Below are 17,864 nucleotides of genomic sequence, written 5' to 3'. Positions count from 1 at the left end.
GAATTGTAAGTTGCCGCAACACCTCAGGACCTAAGAGACAGGGCACGAAACCACTCTGCACGTTGATCTCATCTAAGAATCTATTCGCAATCACAGCACATTTCGAGGCCTCTGTGCAGCGTAACTTCAGCGAACAGACATCGGTCTTGTCGCGGCTCCTGTCCCCCTCCCCTTACACTCGAACAATGTCTTATGGCACGATCTTCTCGGCCTTTTTACGGTGCAGGCCCGTCGTTGTGGCATTGCTTTTGTCGACATCCGCTCTCTGCGCGCAACAAACTCCCGCAGGCGAAGGCTGGCCCACCTACGGAGGGGACGCAGGCGGCACGCGCTATTCCAGCTCCACGCAGATCACTCGCGATAATCTCGCACACCTTCACCCCGTCTGGACATTCCACACCCACGCGCTCGATGCCCAACGCACCGGTCTGAACGACGCCTCGTTTGAGACCACGCCCATCCTCCGTGGCCATGCGCTCTACTTCACCTCTCCCTTCGACGTCATCTTCTCTGTAGATGCCACCACCGGCAAACTTCTCTGGCAATATGACCCACGCGTTAAACCGGAGCACGAAGAGATGATCGTCACCTCGCGCGGCGTGGCTCTCTGGCCAATCTCTCCTGATTCCACCCAGTCCACGGCTCCCTGCTCCACACGGGTATTCCTCGGCACCATCGATGCACGCCTGTTGGCGCTCGATGCCGCTACCGGCAAACCCTGCACGGACTTTGGCCATTCCGGAGAGGTCAATCTTCGCGAGGGCATTCATTACACCGGCATTGGAGGCTATGGCCTGACCTCGCCCCCAACCGTCCTCGGCGATGTCGTCGTCGTAGGCTCGACCGTCGCCGATAACCAGCAGGTCGATGTCGAATCCGGCGTCGTTCGCGGCTACGATGTCCGCACCGGCCGCCTGCTCTGGAGTTGGGAGCCACTGCCCTGGGCTGCAGCACAACACCCGCGCACCGGAGCCGGCAACGCCTGGAGCGTCATCTCCGCCGACCCAGCGCTCGGCCTCATCTTTGTGCCCACCGGCAGCGCCTCGCCCGACTTCTACGGAGGCCTGCGCCCGGGCGACAACCGTGACGCCGATTCTGTCATCGCTCTCGATGCCCGCACCGGTCGAAAGGTATGGGCCTTCCAGACCGTCCATCACAATCTCTGGGACTATGACGTAGCCACAGAGCCGCTTCTCTTCACCTTCCACAACACAACGCCAGCGATTGCCATTGCCACCAAGGCAGGTCAGGTCTTCGTCCTCGATCGACGTACAGGACAGCCGCTCTATCCTGTCGAAGAGCGTGCCGTTATGCAGAGCGACGTGCCCGGTGAGATCACCTCTCCCACGCAACCCTTCTCCAGCCTTCCACCGCTCGCGCCTCTTGCCCCTCCAGAGCAAAACAACACAGGCTGGCAACGCAGCGAGGCCAACACCCAATTTTGCCGGACTCAGCTCGCAGCCCTGCGCTACAGCGGCATCTATACTCCGCCCAGTCTCACAGGAACCCTGCTCTATCCAGGTAGCCTCGGCGGAGTGAACTGGGGTTCGCTTGCCTTCGATCCTGCCACAGGCATTCTCTACGCTAACAACAACCGTGTTCCCTTTACGATCCAACTCGTCGACGGCCGGTCTCCCGCTCTTCTATGGCAACGCGAGATTGAACCAATCCTTCGCGACTGGCCCATCTGGCTGTATTTGGCCGGAGGCACGCTTCTTCTCTTTTGCCTGCGCCATAAACATTGGAATCCCGGACTTCATGGCGTGCTCACAGGCATGGCTATAGCCTCCATCGCCGGATGGGTATGCCTCTTCCCCATAAAGTACGACAACCCGCACTTCGGCGCGGAGATCTCCCCGCAACGCGGCTCTCCCTACCTGCTGAAACGCCAGCCGCTCATCGACCACGACGGTAATCCCTGCACCGCGCCGCCCTGGGGAGCCGTAACAGCGTTAAACCTCAATACTGGTCGCATCGCCTGGCAGTCGCCCCTGAGAACCAACGCCACAGACCAACCTACCGGATCCCTGACACTGGGCGGCCCCATCGTCACTGCCGGAGGAGTCGTCTTCGCTGCGGCCACGCGAGACGCCAAACTCCGCGCCTTCGACTCTTCTACCGGAAAAGAGTTATGGAGCACCTCTCTCCCGGCCCCCGCTCAGGCCACTCCGATGACCTATACCCTGGATGGCAAACAGTTTCTAGTCATTGCCGCCGGGGGACATGCCGGACTCAACGAAAAACGCGACGATACCCTGATCGCCTTCGCGTTGGACGAATAAACCAGTCAACCAGGCCTCTTTTGCCCCTGCACCAACTTCGGCACCCGTTTCCTCATCCCCCTTTCGTAGACTGTACAGATGGACAAGTTCGTTATCCGCGGCGGCAACCCGCTGCTCGGCACCATCAAAATCTCCGGCGCGAAGAACTCCGCGCTTCCCTGCATGGCAGCCGCCATCCTCACCGAGGATGAGGTCATCCTCGAAAACATTCCGCAGGTCCACGACATTGAGACCGAGCGCAAGCTGCTCGAGAGCATGGGAGCACAGGTCGAGCTGGGCTATGGCCGAGCACAGCACCGTACGTCCATCCAGTGCGCCGTGCTCTCCGACCCCGTCGCCAAATACGAGATCGTCAAGACCATGCGCGCGAGCTCCCTCGTGCTTGGTCCGCTCATCGCCCGCACCGGTATGGCCCGCGTCGCCATGCCCGGCGGCTGCGCCATTGGCGGACGTCCGATCGATCTGCACATCAAGGGCCTCGAAGCCATGGGTGCGACGATCACCCAGGAGCATGGCTATCTCGAAGCTCGTGCCGACAGATTGAAAGGCACGCACATCGTCTTCGACAAGATCACGGTCACCGGCACGGAAGACCTTCTGATGGCCGCCACGCTTGCCGAGGGCGAATCGCTCTTTGAGAACTGCGCCCGCGAACCCGAAGTCACCGACCTCGCCGCACTGCTCAATGCCATGGGCGCACAGATCGAGGGCGCAGGCACTTCAGTGATCCGTATCAAGGGCGTTGCGAAGCTCCACGGCGCTCGCCACCGCATCAACCCCGATCGCATTGAGGCGGGAACCTTCCTGATCGCCGGAGCCATCACCGGCGGCGACCTCAACGTCGACTGCTGCAACCCCGAGCATCTGGGCGCACTCCTCGGAAAGCTGGAGCAGTGTGGCGTCAAGCTCGAAATCGGCAAGGAAAACGTGCGCGTCCACTCCGGCGGCAAGCTCCAGGCCGTCGATATCTCTACCGAAGAGTACCCCGGCTTTCCCACCGACATGCAGGCGCAGTTCATGGCGCTGCTGACCCAGGCTGAAGGTACCTCGGTCGTCACGGAGAACATCTTCGAGAACCGCTTCATGCACGTCGGCGAACTGAACCGCATGGGAGCGAACATCTCGGTCAGCGGACGCACCGCCACCATTCGCGGCGGGGCTCAGCTCCAATCCGCCGCCGTCATGTGCTCGGACCTCCGCGCCTCGGCTGCTCTCGTTCTGGCTGCATTAGTAGCCGATGGTGAGAGCATCCTCGACCGCGTGTATCACATGGATCGCGGCTATGAGCGCATGGAAGAGAAGCTCCGCGGCGTCGGCGCACAGATCCGGCGCATGGGTGAGGTCTTCGGCAAAAAGTAGCCGAAGGCCCCATCCCCGGCGCATAATTTCTCTAGAGGTATCCAATGGCGACCACACCCGCGCTGCTCTCCATCGACGAGTACCTCCGCACCAGCTATCACCCCGACGCCGATTTCGTGGATGGCGAGATCGAGGAGCGCCACTTGGGCGAATACGAGCACAGAAAAATTCAAGGCTTCTTCTATTTTGTTTTCACCCTCAACGAGGAGTCCTGGGGTACGGATGCCGTTGTAGAACAACGCATCCGTGTTACATCAGATCGTGTGCGGGTTTGTGACGTAGCCATACTGCGCAGCGATGCACCTCGCGAACAGGTCACAGCCACTCCGCCCCTCCTTTGCATTGAAATTCTCTCGCCTGAAGACCGTATCTCACGTGCAAAGGAAGTACTCGCCGACTACCTCTCGATGGGCGTACAAAACATCTGGCTTATCGATCCGCTCCGCCGCATCGCCTATACCTTCGACGCCACAGGCCTGCACGAAGCCGATTTCACGAACCTCACCGTCCCCGGGACCCCTATCCACGTCGACCTCACGGAAGCGTTTGCGAAACTCGACAAGAAATTTGTCGCCGCCGACCGCCTATAATCGACCTAATGCGGTCCTTGTCGAAGCCCTTCGCCCTGATCCTCGCTCTCACGGCGATCTTCGCCTCCCTCGCCGCTCCGGCGTTAGCACAGTCCCAGCAGGCCGGCGGCCGCGTGGTTCTTGTCCTTCCCTTCGACAATCGCTCTGGCAATCCCTCCCTCAACTGGGTCGGCGATTCCTTCCCGGACACCCTGAGCAAGCGCCTTACCTCTGCCGGCTTCCTCACCATCTCTCACGACGACCGGCTCTTCGCCTTCGATCACCTCGGGCTGCCGGCTGGCTTCAAGCCCTCACGCGCCACCACGATCAAAATCGCACAGCAGCTTGATGCGAACTATGTCATCGTCGGCAGCTACAACATCGCGAACGACCAGATCTCCATTCAGGCCCGAGTCCTCTCCGTCGATGCGCTCAGCCTTACCGCGCCCATCGAAGACGGTGCCCCGCTCAATCGGCTCTTCGACGCCGAAAACGCCATCGCATGGAAGGTCGCACGAAACATCGATCCTCATTTCAATGTGGCCGAAGGCACCTTCATTGCCGCGCCCGGCGCCGTCCCACTCTCCGCCTTCGAGAACTACATTCGCGGCACCAACGCTCCCGCAGCCGATGAGCGCATCAAGCGGCTGCAGGCAGCGGTGGCCATCGTGCCCGATTACGCAGCAGCTCTATTGGCGCTCGGCAAAGAACAGTACACGGTACGCAACTTCCCTGCCGCCGCAGCGACCCTCGCGAAGGTGCCGCACAGCGATCGCCTTGCACTGGAAGCCAACTTCTATCTCGGACTAGCCCACTTCAACTCCGCCAACTATGCAGCCGCTGAACAGGCCTTCGCCTTCGTGGCCACAAGGCTTCCTTTGCCGGAAGTGGTCAACGATCAGGCCGTAGCGCTTAGCCGTCAGGGCAAAGACGGTGCGGCCTTCTTCCAGAGGGCCTCGACAGCCGACCCCTCCGACGAGGACTATCACTACAACCTCGCTATCGCCCTCTTTCGCCGTGGAGACACCGCTGGCGCGCTCAAAGAAGCTGACGCCGCCCTGAAGCTCAAGCCGAACGACAACGAAGCCGGATCGCTGCGGGCTCACCTCAGCCTCGTTCCTGCCGGAACGAAGCTCACCGACAGCGCCACCAACTCCTTCAGCCCTGTCGAGCGCATCCGCCGCAACTACTCGGAGGCCGGTCTCCGCCAGGCCGCCTTCCAGCTCGACCAGATGCGCGCGGCACGCATGGCCACGCTTCCTCCGGCACAGCAGGCGACCGAGTACACCCAGCTTGGCCGCGATTATCTGGCCCAGGGCCTGCTGCCGGAAGCCGAAGGCGAGTTTCAATCCGCTCTAACGGCCGACCCGAACAGCGCCGCCGCCCACGTCGGCCTGGCCCAGGTCCGAGAAGCCAGCGGCAATGCTGCAGAAGCTCGCGATGAGGCTCGCAAGTCTCTCAAGATTCAGCCAAGCGCCACCGCCTATCTCGTCCTTGCGCGGCTCGATCTCGCAGACAATCTTCTGGCTGGCTGCGCCGACGACGTATCGCGAGCCCTGAGCCTTGAGCCCTCCAACACCGCCGCGCAGGCCTTGCGCCAGAACCTTCAGCAGCGCGGTCAAAGTATCCCGTAGACGGATGGGCTCGCACTGAATTTCTTATATTTGACCTGAGCGTAGCGAAGTGGAGATCCCCTTGTATTTCGCCAGCACCGCCATGGCAATCGCTCCGCGGCTTCCGCTCTCTCCGGACACAGCCATCCTTTGCTTCACCCTCGGCTTGCTGATGATCTATCTCGAACTCAATCGGCCTGGATCGATCTTCCCTGGCGCGGTAGGTCTCCTGATGACGCTATTGGCCATTGCAGCACTCCTCCATTCGCCTATAAATGTCTCCGGCGTCGTCCTTATGGCTATCGCTATAAGCCTGCTGCTGCTCGACCTGCTGCGTCAAACGCCTCTGCTACTTGCAGTTTCAGCAACCGCTGCCCTGATCTTTGGCTTCCTGCACCTCACCGCCGGAGCAGTCAAACCTCACGTCCATGTCGCCGTTGCCACGGGCTGCGGTCTCATCCTGGGAGCAGGAACCTCACTACTCACCCGTCTAGCCCGCCGCGCCCGAGCCAACAAGGGTTTAGACTTAGAACGAGCGCGCACTTCGCGCCCCGGAGCCCTCAAGTCTTGATTCGCAAAGTTTCGCTCTTCCTCGCCGCAGCCTTATTGGCATCCACGTTCGGCAACGCCGGCGCTCAGCAGGTGTCGGCGCTCGACCGTCATCTCTCCCGCCTCGACCTCGGCATCAGCGGCGCTGGCATCTTCAACAAGACCGTCTCCGGGCCGGTTCTTCGTCCCGATGCGCCAGACTGCGCCCCAACGCTGCCCTGCTTCCTCACGCAGCAGCCCTCCAACACCGTCGGCGCTCTGGTCAACATTCGCTATATCGTGAAACCCCTCGTCGGCTTCGAGTTCAACTTCGGCTATGCCCGCTATACCGAGAACTTCTCGTATCCACAGCCCCCGATCGCCGTTCAAACGGGCGCTAACGAATACACTCTCGGCTACATCGTCACCCCCGCCCACCACATCTTCGGCTTTCAACCCTTTGTCTCTGCGGGTCTGGGTACTACAGAATTCAAACCGACCCTGCACGGCGGTGAAAGCTTGACCTCGCAGGCTCAGGCTCGTGCCACCTACTACTATTCGGCGGGCATCCAGCAGGAGTACTTCTCCAGCCACTTCGGCCTGCGCGCCTCCTTCCGCCAACTCTTCTACCTGGCTCCCGACTTCGGCCAGAACTATTACACGATCAAGCAGCACACCATCACATCCGAGCCCACTGTCGGCTTTTATATGCGCTTCTGATCTTCCGGAGTCTTCATACTTCCATGAGTCACCTTCTTGACGACGACGATGACGATCTCCAAGGCCGGCAAAACCATCGGGAACTGACCCTGGGTACAGGTTCAGTTCTCGGTATTTTTTTCGGTCTTGCTTTGTTGTGCGCGCTGTTTTTCGCCTTCGGCTACAACATGGGCCATAAATCGGCCCCTCCTGTATCCGCCGCGTCCGACACATCGGATACCTCCGATGCTTCCTCGACCACATTCAATACCTTCAAACCCGCGGCAGGCTCTCCAGCGGGTCACACAAACGCTCCTGCGATTAAACCGGTAGCCGCAACGAACGAATCAGACGACACAGAGGATACGCCGGAAGCACCCAGCCCACGGCCCGCAGCACCCGTTCATGTCCCGGTTACGACAACTGCGACCGAGACGCCTGTCCCCGCCAAAAAGCCGGCTCCTGTATCCGAGTCAGCTTCCAGCAGTCACCCAACGCCTCCACCGACTCCCTCGACAACTCCAGCAGGCTCCTTCGTTGTACAGGTAGCCGCCGTCTCCCATCAGGAAGACGCCAGTCTGCTGGTCGGCGCGCTGCAGCGTAAGGGGTATACCGTCGCAGCCCATAGCGAGCCACAGGATAAGCTGATCCATATTCAGGTCGGCCCCTTCAGCAATCACAAGGACGCAGACGCCATGCGCCAACGCCTGCTCGCCGACGGCTACAACGCCATCGTCAAGTAACTCCCTCGCCACTCAACGCCTCGTTGCTCGTAGCTGAATCAAATCCCCTGTGCCAGGGCCCGTTCCATCTCACCGCGCACAGCAGCCATCAACTCTTCGCGTGTGGCGAAGTCCTCAGGCTCCATCACCGGAAGAAATCGCACAACTACCTCGCCGGGGATAACCTTCAAGCTGCCTTTGCTCATCATGCGTTCGGTTCCACGAATCACGATTGGAACCATGGGCGCCCCTGTCTCCGCCGCCAGAAAAAACGCGCCTTTTTTGAAGGGCAACAGCTTTCCATCCGGCGATCGCGTCCCCTCAGGAAACACGAAGATGTGCATGCCTGAACGCAACGCGTCTGCTGCGGCTTCTACGCTCTTGCGGGCCTCTTCTCTAGAGTGCCCGCGCGACACCGGAACATACTTTCCCATACGCATCGCCGTTCCCAACAGCGGGATGCGCATCAGCTCTTTCTTCAGAAACACACTGGCCATACCCGGAATGGAGGGCAGCAACACCGGCGCGTCGAGGTTCGACACGTGATTGCTCATGAAGATGCAGGAGCGGCCTTGTGGGATATTTTCCAGGCCCTCGATACGCACACGAATTCCCGCCGCGCGTATGCCCAAACGGGCCGTTCCCATTCCCCACCGGTACATGGCGCGGAAGTTACCCCGCAGGGCTGACCACGGAATTCCCACCAGCGCAGCCGGCACGCCTAAAGTTACGAACACAAACAACATCCGAAGAGCAGCAAACATGTTCCTTTAGGATATCGTGCTCTCCAGTGGCCCGATTCAACTTCTCTCTTATGCCTGTTCCCTCTCATCGGTCATAAAAGAGCCATTAGGATGAATCCTTGAGAGATATAGCAAAGACGCTGAACCTCTGGAAGAAGCACCTCGGGTCCGTCCCCGAGTACGTCTGGGAGCAACACGAACTTGAAGCCCTGATCCTGGCTGACAACGACCTCTCTTCGATCCCTGACCAGATCGGACAGCTCCAGGAACTCCGCATGATTGATCTGGGGCACAACCAGCTCACACAGGTTCCAGTATCCCTCGGACAGCTACCTCACCTGACCGACTTTCTTTACCTGCACGACAATCGTCTCGCCTCGCTGCCAGCTACATTCGCAGGGCTGACGCGGTTGCGCTACTTGAACATCAGCAGCAACGCCTTCGAAGCATTTCCTGAATGCGTCAGCGGCATGGCAAGCCTCATCGAACTCCGGGTCACAGACAATGCCATTGCCTCATTGCCTGAATCGTTTGGACAGCTCTCCCAACTGCGCGAGCTTCATCTCAGGAACAACAAGCTGACCAGACTACCTGACGCAATCTCGGCGCTGCGCGAACTCCGCCAACTCGATCTCCGTGGAAACCCAATTGAGCATCTGCCCGCCTCGGTCGCTGAACTGCCGCGACTGGAGAAACTCGATCTCCGCTGGGTCACCGACTTCGTGTTTCCGGAGTGGATCGCCACACTGGAAGCGCGAGGTTGTGCCGTTTACTACTAGAGCAGCGATCCCGCTACAGCAGCCTCCAGCGCCTGCGGCAACTTGGTATAAATCCCGCCAAAACCGCCATTCGACAGGATCGCCACCACATCTCCGGCGCGCACTCGCGGCGTAACCTCCGCCACAATCGCATCGGCATCGGCACACAGCACCGCAGGAACCTGTCTCGCATTCAACGCATCGACAACATGCTCCGGCTCCAACCGCTCCAACACCGGAATCGCATCGCTCTTAAAGACTCCCGCCAGTACCACTTCGTCTGCCAGCGAGAGGCTCTCCACCAGCTCACGCTCAAAGACGTTGCGACGCAGCGTATTGGAACGCGGTTCGAGCACAGCCCACAACCGCCGCCCCGCATAGGCGCTCTTCAGCGCTCGCAAGGTCTCGCGAATAGCCGTCGGATGATGCGCAAAGTCGTCAATCACCGTCACACCAGCCACCTCGGCCCGCACCTCGAGCCGCCGCTTCACGCTCTTGAAGGTAGCCAGCGCTTCGACGATTGCCTCCACAGGAATACCCTGCCCTGCGGCCAGCGCAGCCGCAGCCGTGGCATTCAGTGCATTGTGCTCGCCGGCCATCGGCAGCCGCAGCTTCGCAAACTCCACTCCACCGCGCAACAGCGTCCAGGTGGTGACGACGCCCTCATGCTTCATATCGACAGCCTGCCAATACGAATCTTCCTTGAAGCCATAGCGTTCCACCGCGCAAAACGCCTTCGCCGCACACTCAGTCACGTTTTCGCTGCCATCGAAAGCCAATAGCCGGCCACGCCGAGGGATGAGATTCACCATGCGTTTGAAGGCCGTCTTGACCGCATTCAAGTCCGTATAGATGTCCGCGTGATCGAACTCGACATGCGTCAGGATGGCGGCATCGGGAAAGTAGTGCAAAAACTTCGGCCCCTTGTCGAAGAACGCCGTGTCATACTCATCGCCTTCAAGGATGAAGGGCCGCGTGCCCTCCTGCACCCGGAAGCTCGTGCCAAAGTTCTCCGCCACGCCCCCAATCAAAAACGATGGGGTCCACCTTGCAGCGTCGTCTTCCCTAATCCCTAATCCCTGTTCCCTAATCCCTGCCGTCTCATAGATCCACGCCAGCATGCTGGTCGTGGTCGTCTTGCCATGCGTTCCGCAGACGACCAGGGACTCACGATCCTGCAGAAACTCATCGTGAATCAAGGCAGCCATCGACGTCATGGGAATCCGCTCATCCAGCACACGCTCCAGCTCCGGATTGCCGCGCGAGATCGCATTGCCGACCACCACAAGGTCCGGCCGCGGGTCGAGATTCTTCTCGCTATAAGGCTCCATGATGGGAATCCCCATCGCCCGCAGCTGATCGCTCATCGGAGGATACGCCGCCATGTCCGAGCCCGTGACACGATGTCCCTGCGCCCGCAACATCCCTGCCAGCGACGCCATCGCCGTTCCACACACCCCAATCAAATGCACATGCTTCGCCATCGTCAGCCCGCCACTTCCTTCATCTCAGCTTTCTTCATCGCGACCCAGGCTCCCAGCGGAACAGAACGGTTCCGCATCGACACGTGGCCGCTTTGCAGGCCGATCGTAATGGGGCCCTCAAAATCGCGCAGGGCATGGAGACACGCGGCCTCCAGCAACTCCATCTCGGTCGGTTGAACGTTCGCGCTCATATCACCCAGCACAACGCCCCGCACATTCTTCATCATGCCCGCAAACTTCAGGTGCTGCAGCATCCGGTCCCATTGGTACGGCTTGGTCCCGATATCTTCCAAGAACAACACGGTAGGCTCTTCGAGCCTCAACGACCACGGCGTTCCCAACCCTGCTTCCAGAATCGCCAGGCATCCCCCCAGCAGCCGCCCTTCCGCACTGCCGTTACGCAGAACACGCAATCCATCCTCAGCACCCACGCTCCACGCTCCGTGACCCTCAATCGAAGCACGCCATGTGCGCTCGTCCACGCCGTCGTCCTTCGACCAGTCCGCCGCAACCATCGGAGCATAGAACGTGCGCATGCCGCACTCATTCCAGAACCACGTATGCAGAGACGTGTGGTCGCTATATCCGACAAACACTTTGGGATTCGCGCAAATCAACTCACGATCCAGCAGAGGCAAAAGCTCCGCCGATCCCCAGCCGCCGCGCGTGCAAAGAACTCCCTCAATCGAAGAATCCGCAAAAGCCTCATGCAGATCCGCCACGCGCTGCTCTGCAGTTCCCGCATAGTACAGAGGACCACGAGCCAGGGCATGCGGCATCATCACCGGCTCATACCCAAACCCGCGGAGCCGTTCAACGCCACGCTCCACAAGCTCCGCCTTCGCCGCCGACGCAGGCGAAACCACCGCAACACGACTTCCCTGTCTCAACAGCATAGGAAACTCGCCACTCGAAACTCGACTCTCGAAACTGAAAGCACCAAAACCTCTCTCACCCGCCAAACTCCACTTCGCCCTTGCAGATGATCTCCGCCGGCCCCATCAGCAGCATCTCGCTCGTGCTGTCCGGCCATACGACCTGTTGCGTTCCACCCTGCGCGATCGCGGTTAGAGCCCGTGGAGTCTCACGCAGCGTCATCGCTGCGGCCGCGGAGGCGCACGTTCCTGTACCGCTTGAGTTTGTTGGCCCACAGCCGCGTTCGTAGATGCGGAAGGCAATCTCTCCGTCCTCCAGCACCCGCACAAACTCCACATTGGTTCCATGCGGAAAGAGCGGATCGACGCTGATCTTTGCACCAAGCTCCTGCCAGCTCATGCCGTGGCTACGAAAGCCCTCCTGATCGGTGAAGATCACGTAGTGGGGATTCCCCACATTGACCATCGCGCCTTCGATCACTCCCTGCACACCCTTCACCTGGATCGCCCGCGGCATCACGCGCGGCACACCCATCGAGCTCTCGATCCACCACTGCGCGCCCTGACGTTCTACCAGACGGCAGGTCCGTACGCCGCCGTGCGTTCCCAACGCGACGTTCTTGAGACCCTCACTCGCCGCCAGCCACGCGGCTACACAGCGTGTGCCGTTGCCGCTCAACTCGGCCTCACTGCCATCCGCATTGAAGAGACGCAGGAAATACGTGCCATCCGCGCGGCGGTCAAGAAACTCAATCCCATCCGCACCGATGCCGGTATTTCGCGCGCACAAGGTCTTCGCCAACACGGCATGACGCCCTTTGCCGTCACTCTCATCCATGATCAGAAAATCATTGCCGCACGCATGCGCCTTCACAAACCCAATCCCGCTCACTCTTCCTCCGTATCTCGAAACACTGCCACCTGGTCGGTCGCATCACTCGCACGCAATTCTTTCAGCAGACGATCGTGCGTGCGGCGAGTCGCCACGACCGTAAAGGCAACCCGCTCTATGCCGGCCACGTTATCGCGATCCAGCACGGACAACCGCTGTCCCGCCGAGTCCAGCACCTTCAAGATCGCACGCTGCATCCGATGCAAGGCAGATGCGACGTCCTCCGCCAGTGCCTCGGCTTTGTCCTCTCCTACGATCGCCCGAGGCAGCGGTGACCCTACATCCGCGCGTACCTCATAGATCATCGGGTAGCGCTTCCATCCCAGCTTGCTCTCCACCGCGCCCACGGCCTGCAGCGAGATCAGCACGAGCACTGTAGCGATCAGGGCCTCAATGTACAGCCCAGCCCCGCAGGTCATGCCGATCGCCGCCACCACAAACACCGTCGCCGCACTCGTCAACCCGAGCACACGATTCTTCGTATGCAGAATCAACCCGGCGCCCAGGAACCCAACGCCCTGTACGATATTGGCGGCCACCTGCCCATGGTTCGCCGTGGAATCCCCTGCCAGCACCACGCTCATGATCGTGAACAGCGCCGACCCCATGCAGATCAACAGGTTCGTGCGCAGCCCTGAGTCCTTATGCCGCCACTCCCGCTCGATGCCCACGATGCCGCCCATCGCGCAGGCCATCAGCAGTCGCTTAGTCGCGGCCCCCGAAAGAATGAGCTGCTCGAACGTCGAGAAGTGGATGTGGCTTGGATCTACCATCGGGTCAGGATACTACTCTGACGGCACCGAGGTACGTACCCTGTGTGAGTCCCGGTAATAATTGAACTACTTCGCGCCCGCGCTCCAGACAGTCGAGTGATAGACCTTCGTGCAGGGCTGGCCCGTCGTGCAGATCACCTCTAACTCGGTCAATCCCTGCGGATGCGCTTTCACCGCCGCTTCCACCGGATCACCCTCCATCGCGAAGATGTAGTCAGCCTTACCGGCCGGATCGGCCAGCGCCGCCTGCCAGGAGTCGTTATCGTTCTCGCTGACCATGCTGCGCAGTGTCCGGCCAGCAACCTGAACGACGCCGATATGAGCCGAAGTCGACATCATGATGGGGACATCCGGAGGCAACTCTTCGATCACGATCGCCAGTTGCTTTTCAAACGGGACGCGTGTCGTCGCATTCACAATGCCCTCTTTGAGGACCGGGGGAATGCGATAGACCATCACGGCGCAATTAACCGCGCAAAGCAACAACGCCACAGGCTGCCAGAGCTGTGCACTGGTTTTCAGCTTTCCTTCGGTCTTCGTGCGCAGCCACACATCCAGCCTCTCCGCCGCCAGCACCGCATAAAGACTCAACGCCGGCAACATCTCCATGCCATAGCGAGCGTTGTAATAGGAGTGCGGCCAGAGCTGAGGAATAAAGATCGGCACCGAACCGTAGGCAACCGAGTAAATATAAAACGGCAGCGGCACCCACAGCAGCAGAGCAACAGACTCCGCAAGGCTGCGGGCTTCAGCCGTCGCACGCCGTTTCCATGTCAGCCAGAGACCATAGATCGCGGCCAGCATCAGCCCAAATCCCGTCTCCCACGCCGCTGCATCGATCTGTGCCGTTCGCGTATAAAACAGCGCTGCCCAGCCGACGTTATGCCAGCCGCGGTAGTGCTGCCCTGGAGGCGCGGTCCTGCGCTCAATCTGTTTCGCCGAGTACGGTCCACGCAGGAAGTCGAGCCAGTCATGCTCGAAATGATGGTTGTACCAGAACCATGCCAGCGGCCCCGCAACGCACATGACGGTAAAGATCAGGAATGTGGGCATCACACGCTGTCGAAGCGATTCCTCACTGCGCCAGACCGCAACCGCAAACCAGCACCATACGGCTGCGCCGACGATCCAGCCATCGTAGCGCGTAAACACCTGCCCCAGGATCAACAGTCCTGCCACCACCATGCGGATGCGAGCCACCCCCACCTGCCCGGCACGCAAAGCCGCGATGCCCTCCATCGTTACCACGACGGTCCAGACCAGCAGCCCAAGAAATACCGTCTCGGTCATCGCGGTCGTAGCAAGGTACAGCAGGTTCGGATTGAGGGCGTAGAACGCCGTCGCCACCAGCGCCCAGCGCGGACGCAGCATCCGGCGGCCCAGCCGCCACATGCCGGCAACGCTGGCGGCATAGGTCAGCACCGACATCGGCACCGCAGCCATGCCGCTCTGCCACATCGACATCTTGCCGATGAACGGCAGCATCAGCAGATGCGGCAAGGGCAGCCAAACACCGCCCAACTGCGCAAGGCCCGGATAGCGCGCGTCTACGATCCGCCGGGCGATCCCTAGGTGGGCAACGGCATCGCCGTAGAGCAGCAGATAGCCCTTCGCATAGCAAACCATCAGCGCGAAGAAGCCCAATATGATTCCCGTCGTAAACAGGGCATAAGTCTCCCCGCGGACGACCGGCTGCACCGCCTCGGGGTTATATCCGGGCGCCTGTTCCAGCCAAAATCGCCGCCGCTCTATCTTCCTTGCAAACGGCTCTCGACGGGCTCTCTTCACAGGTGAGATATCTCCTTCAGGTGCGCGAAGCGCTCTTCGATCTCAGCTTTCGTCGTCTTCTGAAGACGCTCCGTACCGAACTGCTCCACGGCGAATGAACCCATGACGCTGCCATAGAACATGGCCGTGCGAAATACCTCCGGCGTCAACGTCTTCTGCGAAGCGATATAACCGTAGAACCCGCCTGCAAACGAGTCGCCCGCGCCGGTCGGATCCATCACCTCGCCCAGCGGCATCGTCGGCGAACGGAAGGGCCGCCGCGCTACGCCGTCACCAAAGCTCCGAGCGCTGAAGTAGGCCGTTGCACCATACTCGCCATGCTTCACGATCAGTGACTTCGGCCCCAGCTCCATAACCTTCTCAGCCGCACGCAGCCCATTCGATTCCCCGCTCAACATCCGAGCTTCAGCGTCGTTAATCAGCAGGACATCCAGTTCGCGCAGCACCTTCAACAGATTCTCGCGATGAGCTCCAATCCAGTAGTTCATCGTGTCGCCCGCCACCATCTTCACATGGGGCATCTGCGACCGCACCTGTGCCTGCAGCACAGGATCGATGTTCGCGAGAAAGAGATAGTCCGAATCCTCGTAGCTCGCCGGAATCTTCGGCGAAAACTCCGCAAATACATTCAGATCTGTCGCCAGCGTGTCCGCTGCATTCAGGTCCTTCACATAACTGCCCGTCCAGTGAAAGCTCAAACCTGGAGCGCGCTCGATGCCCGTCGTATCCACGCCCTTGGCCGTCAACACCGCCTCGTGTGCAGGAAGAAAGTCTTCCCCCACCACGCCGACAACACGCACATCGGTAAAGAAACTTGCCGCCAAGGCAAAGTGCGTCGCCGCACCGCCCAGCACTCGCTCACGCTTGCCGCTGGGCGTCTCCAGAGAATCGAACGCCACCGAACCTACAACCAGAATCGCCAAATCTTCTCCCTCAAATCACCATGCAAGCCAAGCGAAAAGCATTCCTCTTCGCTCAACCCCTCATGGCTCTTAGCTGTTCAAATCCCCAAAACCCGCCGAACTAAAGCAAATCTCCTGTAGGGTATAGCGAAACCACGACACTTATGGCCGTTTTTCCCCAGAAAAACGGCACTGCACGCCCGATTCGACTTCCCAGCAACAGGAGATTTGCTCTACCAATACTTCCCAAACAGCACATCCAGCTTTGCCTTCGTCTCTGCCGGAATAACCGCCTTATCGGTCATGATCGCGAACTTCGCGGCCGTCTGTGCGGGGCTTGCACTCAGATCCGAGGGCATCAGTCGCACGGCCGCCTTCACAACCTTCTGCCCGTTGCCGGAATTCTGATGCATCACCGCAATCACCTGGTCAATCGTCACATCGTCGTGGCCTTCGCGCCAGCAATCGTAGTCCGTCACCATCGCCAGAGTCGCATAGCTGATCTCAGCCTCGCGGGCGAGCTTCGCCTCCTGCAGGTTGGTCATGCCGATGATATCCGCACCCCACGAGCGATACAGGTTAGACTCCGCGCGCGTCGAGAACTGCGGCCCTTCCATGCACACGTACGTGCCGCCCTTCTTGCCGACGACACCGACTTCTTCGCAAGCCTTCATGAACACATCGCTCACGATCGGACACACCGGATCGCCAAAGCCCACATGGCCTACAACCCCGTTGCCAAAGAACGTCGCCGTGCGGTCAAACGTACGGTCGATGAACTGATCGGGAATCACAAAGTCCGTAGGCTTGTGCTCTTCCTTCAGGCTGCCTACCGCGCTCACGCTCAGGATGCTCGTCACACCAAGCTTCTTCATCGCGTAGATGTTCGCCTTGAAGTTCAACTCACTTGGCAGAATGCGATGGCCCTTGCCATGCCGTGCCAGGAAGGCAACGTTGCGGCCTTCGAGCTTGCCGAGAACAAACGGGTCGCTGGGGTCTCCGAACGGTGTCTCGACACGTTCTTCGCGTACTTCCGTAAGTCCTGCCATGCCATACAAACCGCTGCCACCGATAATTCCAATCTCTGCCTTCGACAAGCCCTGTCTCCTACAATCAAAATCAGCGTACTAGTGCCTTGAAAAGTATACCGTCCACGCTATTTCCCGAAGCTGTAAGACACTTTGTACATCACGTTGTCCGTTCCAGGATTGGCTTGAGCCGTGTCCCAATTGGAAAAGTGATGCACACGGCATTCCACCGCAATCGACTTCGTCTTCGAACGAAAAACCTCTACGCCCGCGCCCGCATCGATGAGGAAATTGAAGGACTCCGCATCGGAAACAGGCACCGGTCGGCTCGTATACATGTACCCCAGCGTTCCGATGAGAAACGGCTGTATCTTGTGCCGAGTTCTCATCGAATATTTAAAGCCAAACGGAGAAAAGCCCTCTCCAAAGGTCCATTGTCTGCCGCAGGTGGTGTTATAGGTCTCTGTCTCGCCGGGGAAAATACTCTTTCCAGAACCGGGTTGGCATGGAGACACCACCGCTGTGGTCTGCGTCTCAGAGGCCGGAGATGGCGAACTTATTCCTGAAGGGGTGAACTGGTACCTGGTGATCTGTAAAGGATCGCTTTCAAACATCACCGGACGCAGTTCAATTTGATAGCTCAGGTCAGTTCCCCAAAATCGCACAACACGCCGTGTATACGCAAAGCCCAGATCGGCAAGTTTTCTCTGTCGTGCCGCGCCCGCAACGATATGGCTTGAAGTATTGGAGTACTCCGCGAAAACAGTCCACGTGTTCTTCCTGCTGAATGCGTCTGTTTGTTGAGCAAACATGCTCCCTGCAAAGACTAGACAGCCAAGAACCACTCCG

17 protein-coding genes are annotated in these 17,864 nt (G+C 59.7%); 8 read left to right on the top strand and 9 right to left on the bottom strand.

Features of this window, described 5'->3' with window-relative positions:
- Positions 1–236: 236 nt before the first annotated feature.
- The 7 genes from HDF15_RS13155 to HDF15_RS13125 all read left to right on the top strand — a co-directional run bounded on the left by HDF15_RS13155 (position 237) and on the right by HDF15_RS13125 (position 7,793).
- Positions 237–2,282: a pyrroloquinoline quinone-dependent dehydrogenase gene (locus HDF15_RS13155; RefSeq protein ID WP_311733096.1), complete on the top strand. Its 2,046-nt coding sequence runs from the start codon at positions 237–239 to the stop codon at positions 2,280–2,282.
- 78 nt (positions 2,283–2,360) lie between these two features.
- Complete coding sequence (gene murA / locus HDF15_RS13150; RefSeq protein ID WP_014265357.1) at positions 2,361–3,641, top strand: UDP-N-acetylglucosamine 1-carboxyvinyltransferase; 1,281 nt, start codon at positions 2,361–2,363, stop codon at positions 3,639–3,641.
- A 44-nt stretch (positions 3,642–3,685) separates the two neighbouring features.
- The gene (locus HDF15_RS13145) at positions 3,686–4,231 is read left to right on the top strand and encodes a Uma2 family endonuclease (RefSeq protein WP_184256229.1); all 546 of its coding nucleotides are present in this window, start codon (positions 3,686–3,688) and stop codon (positions 4,229–4,231) included.
- Between the two features lie 8 nt (positions 4,232–4,239).
- Complete coding sequence (locus tag HDF15_RS13140; RefSeq protein WP_184256227.1) at positions 4,240–5,844, top strand: tetratricopeptide repeat protein; 1,605 nt, start codon at positions 4,240–4,242, stop codon at positions 5,842–5,844.
- Between the two features lie 61 nt (positions 5,845–5,905).
- Positions 5,906–6,394, top strand: a complete 489-nt coding sequence (locus HDF15_RS13135; protein WP_184256225.1) for a hypothetical protein — start codon at positions 5,906–5,908, stop codon at positions 6,392–6,394.
- A complete protein-coding gene (locus tag HDF15_RS13130) occupies positions 6,391–7,071 on the top strand; it encodes an outer membrane beta-barrel protein (RefSeq protein WP_184256223.1) in 681 nt (226 codons plus the stop codon). The genes HDF15_RS13135 and HDF15_RS13130 overlap by 4 nt, the downstream gene beginning before the upstream one ends.
- A gap of 23 nt (positions 7,072–7,094) precedes the next feature.
- Entirely contained in the window at positions 7,095–7,793 is a 699-nt protein-coding gene (locus HDF15_RS13125; RefSeq protein ID WP_184256221.1) for an SPOR domain-containing protein, read from the top strand.
- 38 nt (positions 7,794–7,831) lie between these two features.
- Here HDF15_RS13125 and HDF15_RS13120 read toward each other — a convergent pair whose 3' ends face one another.
- A complete protein-coding gene (locus tag HDF15_RS13120; RefSeq protein ID WP_184256327.1) occupies positions 7,832–8,518 on the bottom strand; it encodes a 1-acyl-sn-glycerol-3-phosphate acyltransferase in 687 nt (228 codons plus the stop codon).
- A 116-nt stretch (positions 8,519–8,634) separates the two neighbouring features.
- Between HDF15_RS13120 and HDF15_RS13115 the strand changes: the two genes are divergently transcribed.
- Entirely contained in the window at positions 8,635–9,294 is a 660-nt protein-coding gene (locus tag HDF15_RS13115) for a leucine-rich repeat domain-containing protein (protein WP_221314408.1), read from the top strand.
- Here HDF15_RS13115 and mpl read toward each other — a convergent pair.
- The 8 genes from mpl to HDF15_RS13075 all read right to left on the bottom strand — a co-directional run bounded on the left by mpl (position 9,291) and on the right by HDF15_RS13075 (position 17,827).
- Complete coding sequence (gene mpl, locus HDF15_RS13110; protein ID WP_184256219.1) at positions 9,291–10,757, bottom strand: UDP-N-acetylmuramate:L-alanyl-gamma-D-glutamyl-meso-diaminopimelate ligase; 1,467 nt, start codon at positions 10,755–10,757, stop codon at positions 9,291–9,293. The two genes, HDF15_RS13115 and mpl, sit on opposite strands and share 4 nt — an antisense overlap.
- A gap of 2 nt (positions 10,758–10,759) precedes the next feature.
- Entirely contained in the window at positions 10,760–11,653 is an 894-nt protein-coding gene (locus tag HDF15_RS13105; protein ID WP_184256217.1) for an LD-carboxypeptidase, read from the bottom strand.
- Between the two features lie 55 nt (positions 11,654–11,708).
- Positions 11,709–12,524: a diaminopimelate epimerase gene (gene dapF / locus HDF15_RS13100; RefSeq protein ID WP_184256215.1), complete on the bottom strand. Its 816-nt coding sequence runs from the start codon at positions 12,522–12,524 to the stop codon at positions 11,709–11,711.
- Complete coding sequence (locus HDF15_RS13095; RefSeq protein ID WP_184256213.1) at positions 12,521–13,297, bottom strand: MgtC/SapB family protein; 777 nt, start codon at positions 13,295–13,297, stop codon at positions 12,521–12,523. The genes dapF and HDF15_RS13095 overlap by 4 nt, the downstream gene beginning before the upstream one ends.
- A 66-nt stretch (positions 13,298–13,363) precedes the next feature.
- Positions 13,364–15,085 carry a hypothetical protein gene (locus tag HDF15_RS13090; protein ID WP_184256211.1) on the bottom strand — a complete coding sequence of 574 codons (1,722 nt, stop codon included), beginning with the start codon at positions 15,083–15,085 and terminating at the stop codon, positions 13,364–13,366.
- Positions 15,082–16,008, bottom strand: coding sequence for a PfkB family carbohydrate kinase (locus HDF15_RS13085; protein WP_184256209.1), 927 nt, complete (start codon positions 16,006–16,008; stop codon positions 15,082–15,084). The genes HDF15_RS13090 and HDF15_RS13085 overlap by 4 nt, the downstream gene beginning before the upstream one ends.
- 212 nt (positions 16,009–16,220) lie before the next feature.
- A complete protein-coding gene (gene mtnP, locus HDF15_RS13080) occupies positions 16,221–17,084 on the bottom strand; it encodes an S-methyl-5'-thioadenosine phosphorylase (RefSeq protein ID WP_184256207.1) in 864 nt (287 codons plus the stop codon).
- 59 nt (positions 17,085–17,143) lie between these two features.
- Positions 17,144–17,827 carry an acyloxyacyl hydrolase gene (locus HDF15_RS13075; RefSeq protein WP_184256205.1) on the bottom strand — a complete coding sequence of 228 codons (684 nt, stop codon included), beginning with the start codon at positions 17,825–17,827 and terminating at the stop codon, positions 17,144–17,146.
- Positions 17,828–17,864 lie beyond the last annotated feature (37 nt).

This window comes from Granulicella mallensis (genome assembly GCF_014203225.1).
Taxonomy (GTDB): domain Bacteria; phylum Acidobacteriota; class Terriglobia; order Terriglobales; family Acidobacteriaceae; genus Granulicella; species Granulicella mallensis_A.
This window is presented reverse-complemented; position numbering and strand designations above follow the sequence as displayed.

What these genes read in the sequence shown, in the direction of transcription:
- murA (WP_014265357.1), top strand. Translation starts at nt 2,361, where the DNA reads ATGGACAAGTTCGTTATCCGCGGCGGCAACCCGCTGCTCGGCACCATC.
- HDF15_RS13145 (WP_184256229.1), top strand. Translation starts at nt 3,686, where the DNA reads ATGGCGACCACACCCGCGCTGCTCTCCATCGACGAGTACCTCCGCACC.
- HDF15_RS13140 (WP_184256227.1), top strand. Translation starts at nt 4,240, where the DNA reads ATGCGGTCCTTGTCGAAGCCCTTCGCCCTGATCCTCGCTCTCACGGCG.
- HDF15_RS13125 (WP_184256221.1), top strand. Translation starts at nt 7,095, where the DNA reads ATGAGTCACCTTCTTGACGACGACGATGACGATCTCCAAGGCCGGCAA.
- HDF15_RS13120 (WP_184256327.1), bottom strand. Translation starts at nt 8,518, where the DNA reads ATGTTGTTTGTGTTCGTAACTTTAGGCGTGCCGGCTGCGCTGGTGGGA.
- mpl (WP_184256219.1), bottom strand. Translation starts at nt 10,757, where the DNA reads ATGGCGAAGCATGTGCATTTGATTGGGGTGTGTGGAACGGCGATGGCG.
- HDF15_RS13105 (WP_184256217.1), bottom strand. Translation starts at nt 11,653, where the DNA reads ATGCTGTTGAGACAGGGAAGTCGTGTTGCGGTGGTTTCGCCTGCGTCG.
- HDF15_RS13095 (WP_184256213.1), bottom strand. Translation starts at nt 13,297, where the DNA reads ATGGTAGATCCAAGCCACATCCACTTCTCGACGTTCGAGCAGCTCATT.
- HDF15_RS13075 (WP_184256205.1), bottom strand. Translation starts at nt 17,827, where the DNA reads ATGTTTGCTCAACAAACAGACGCATTCAGCAGGAAGAACACGTGGACT.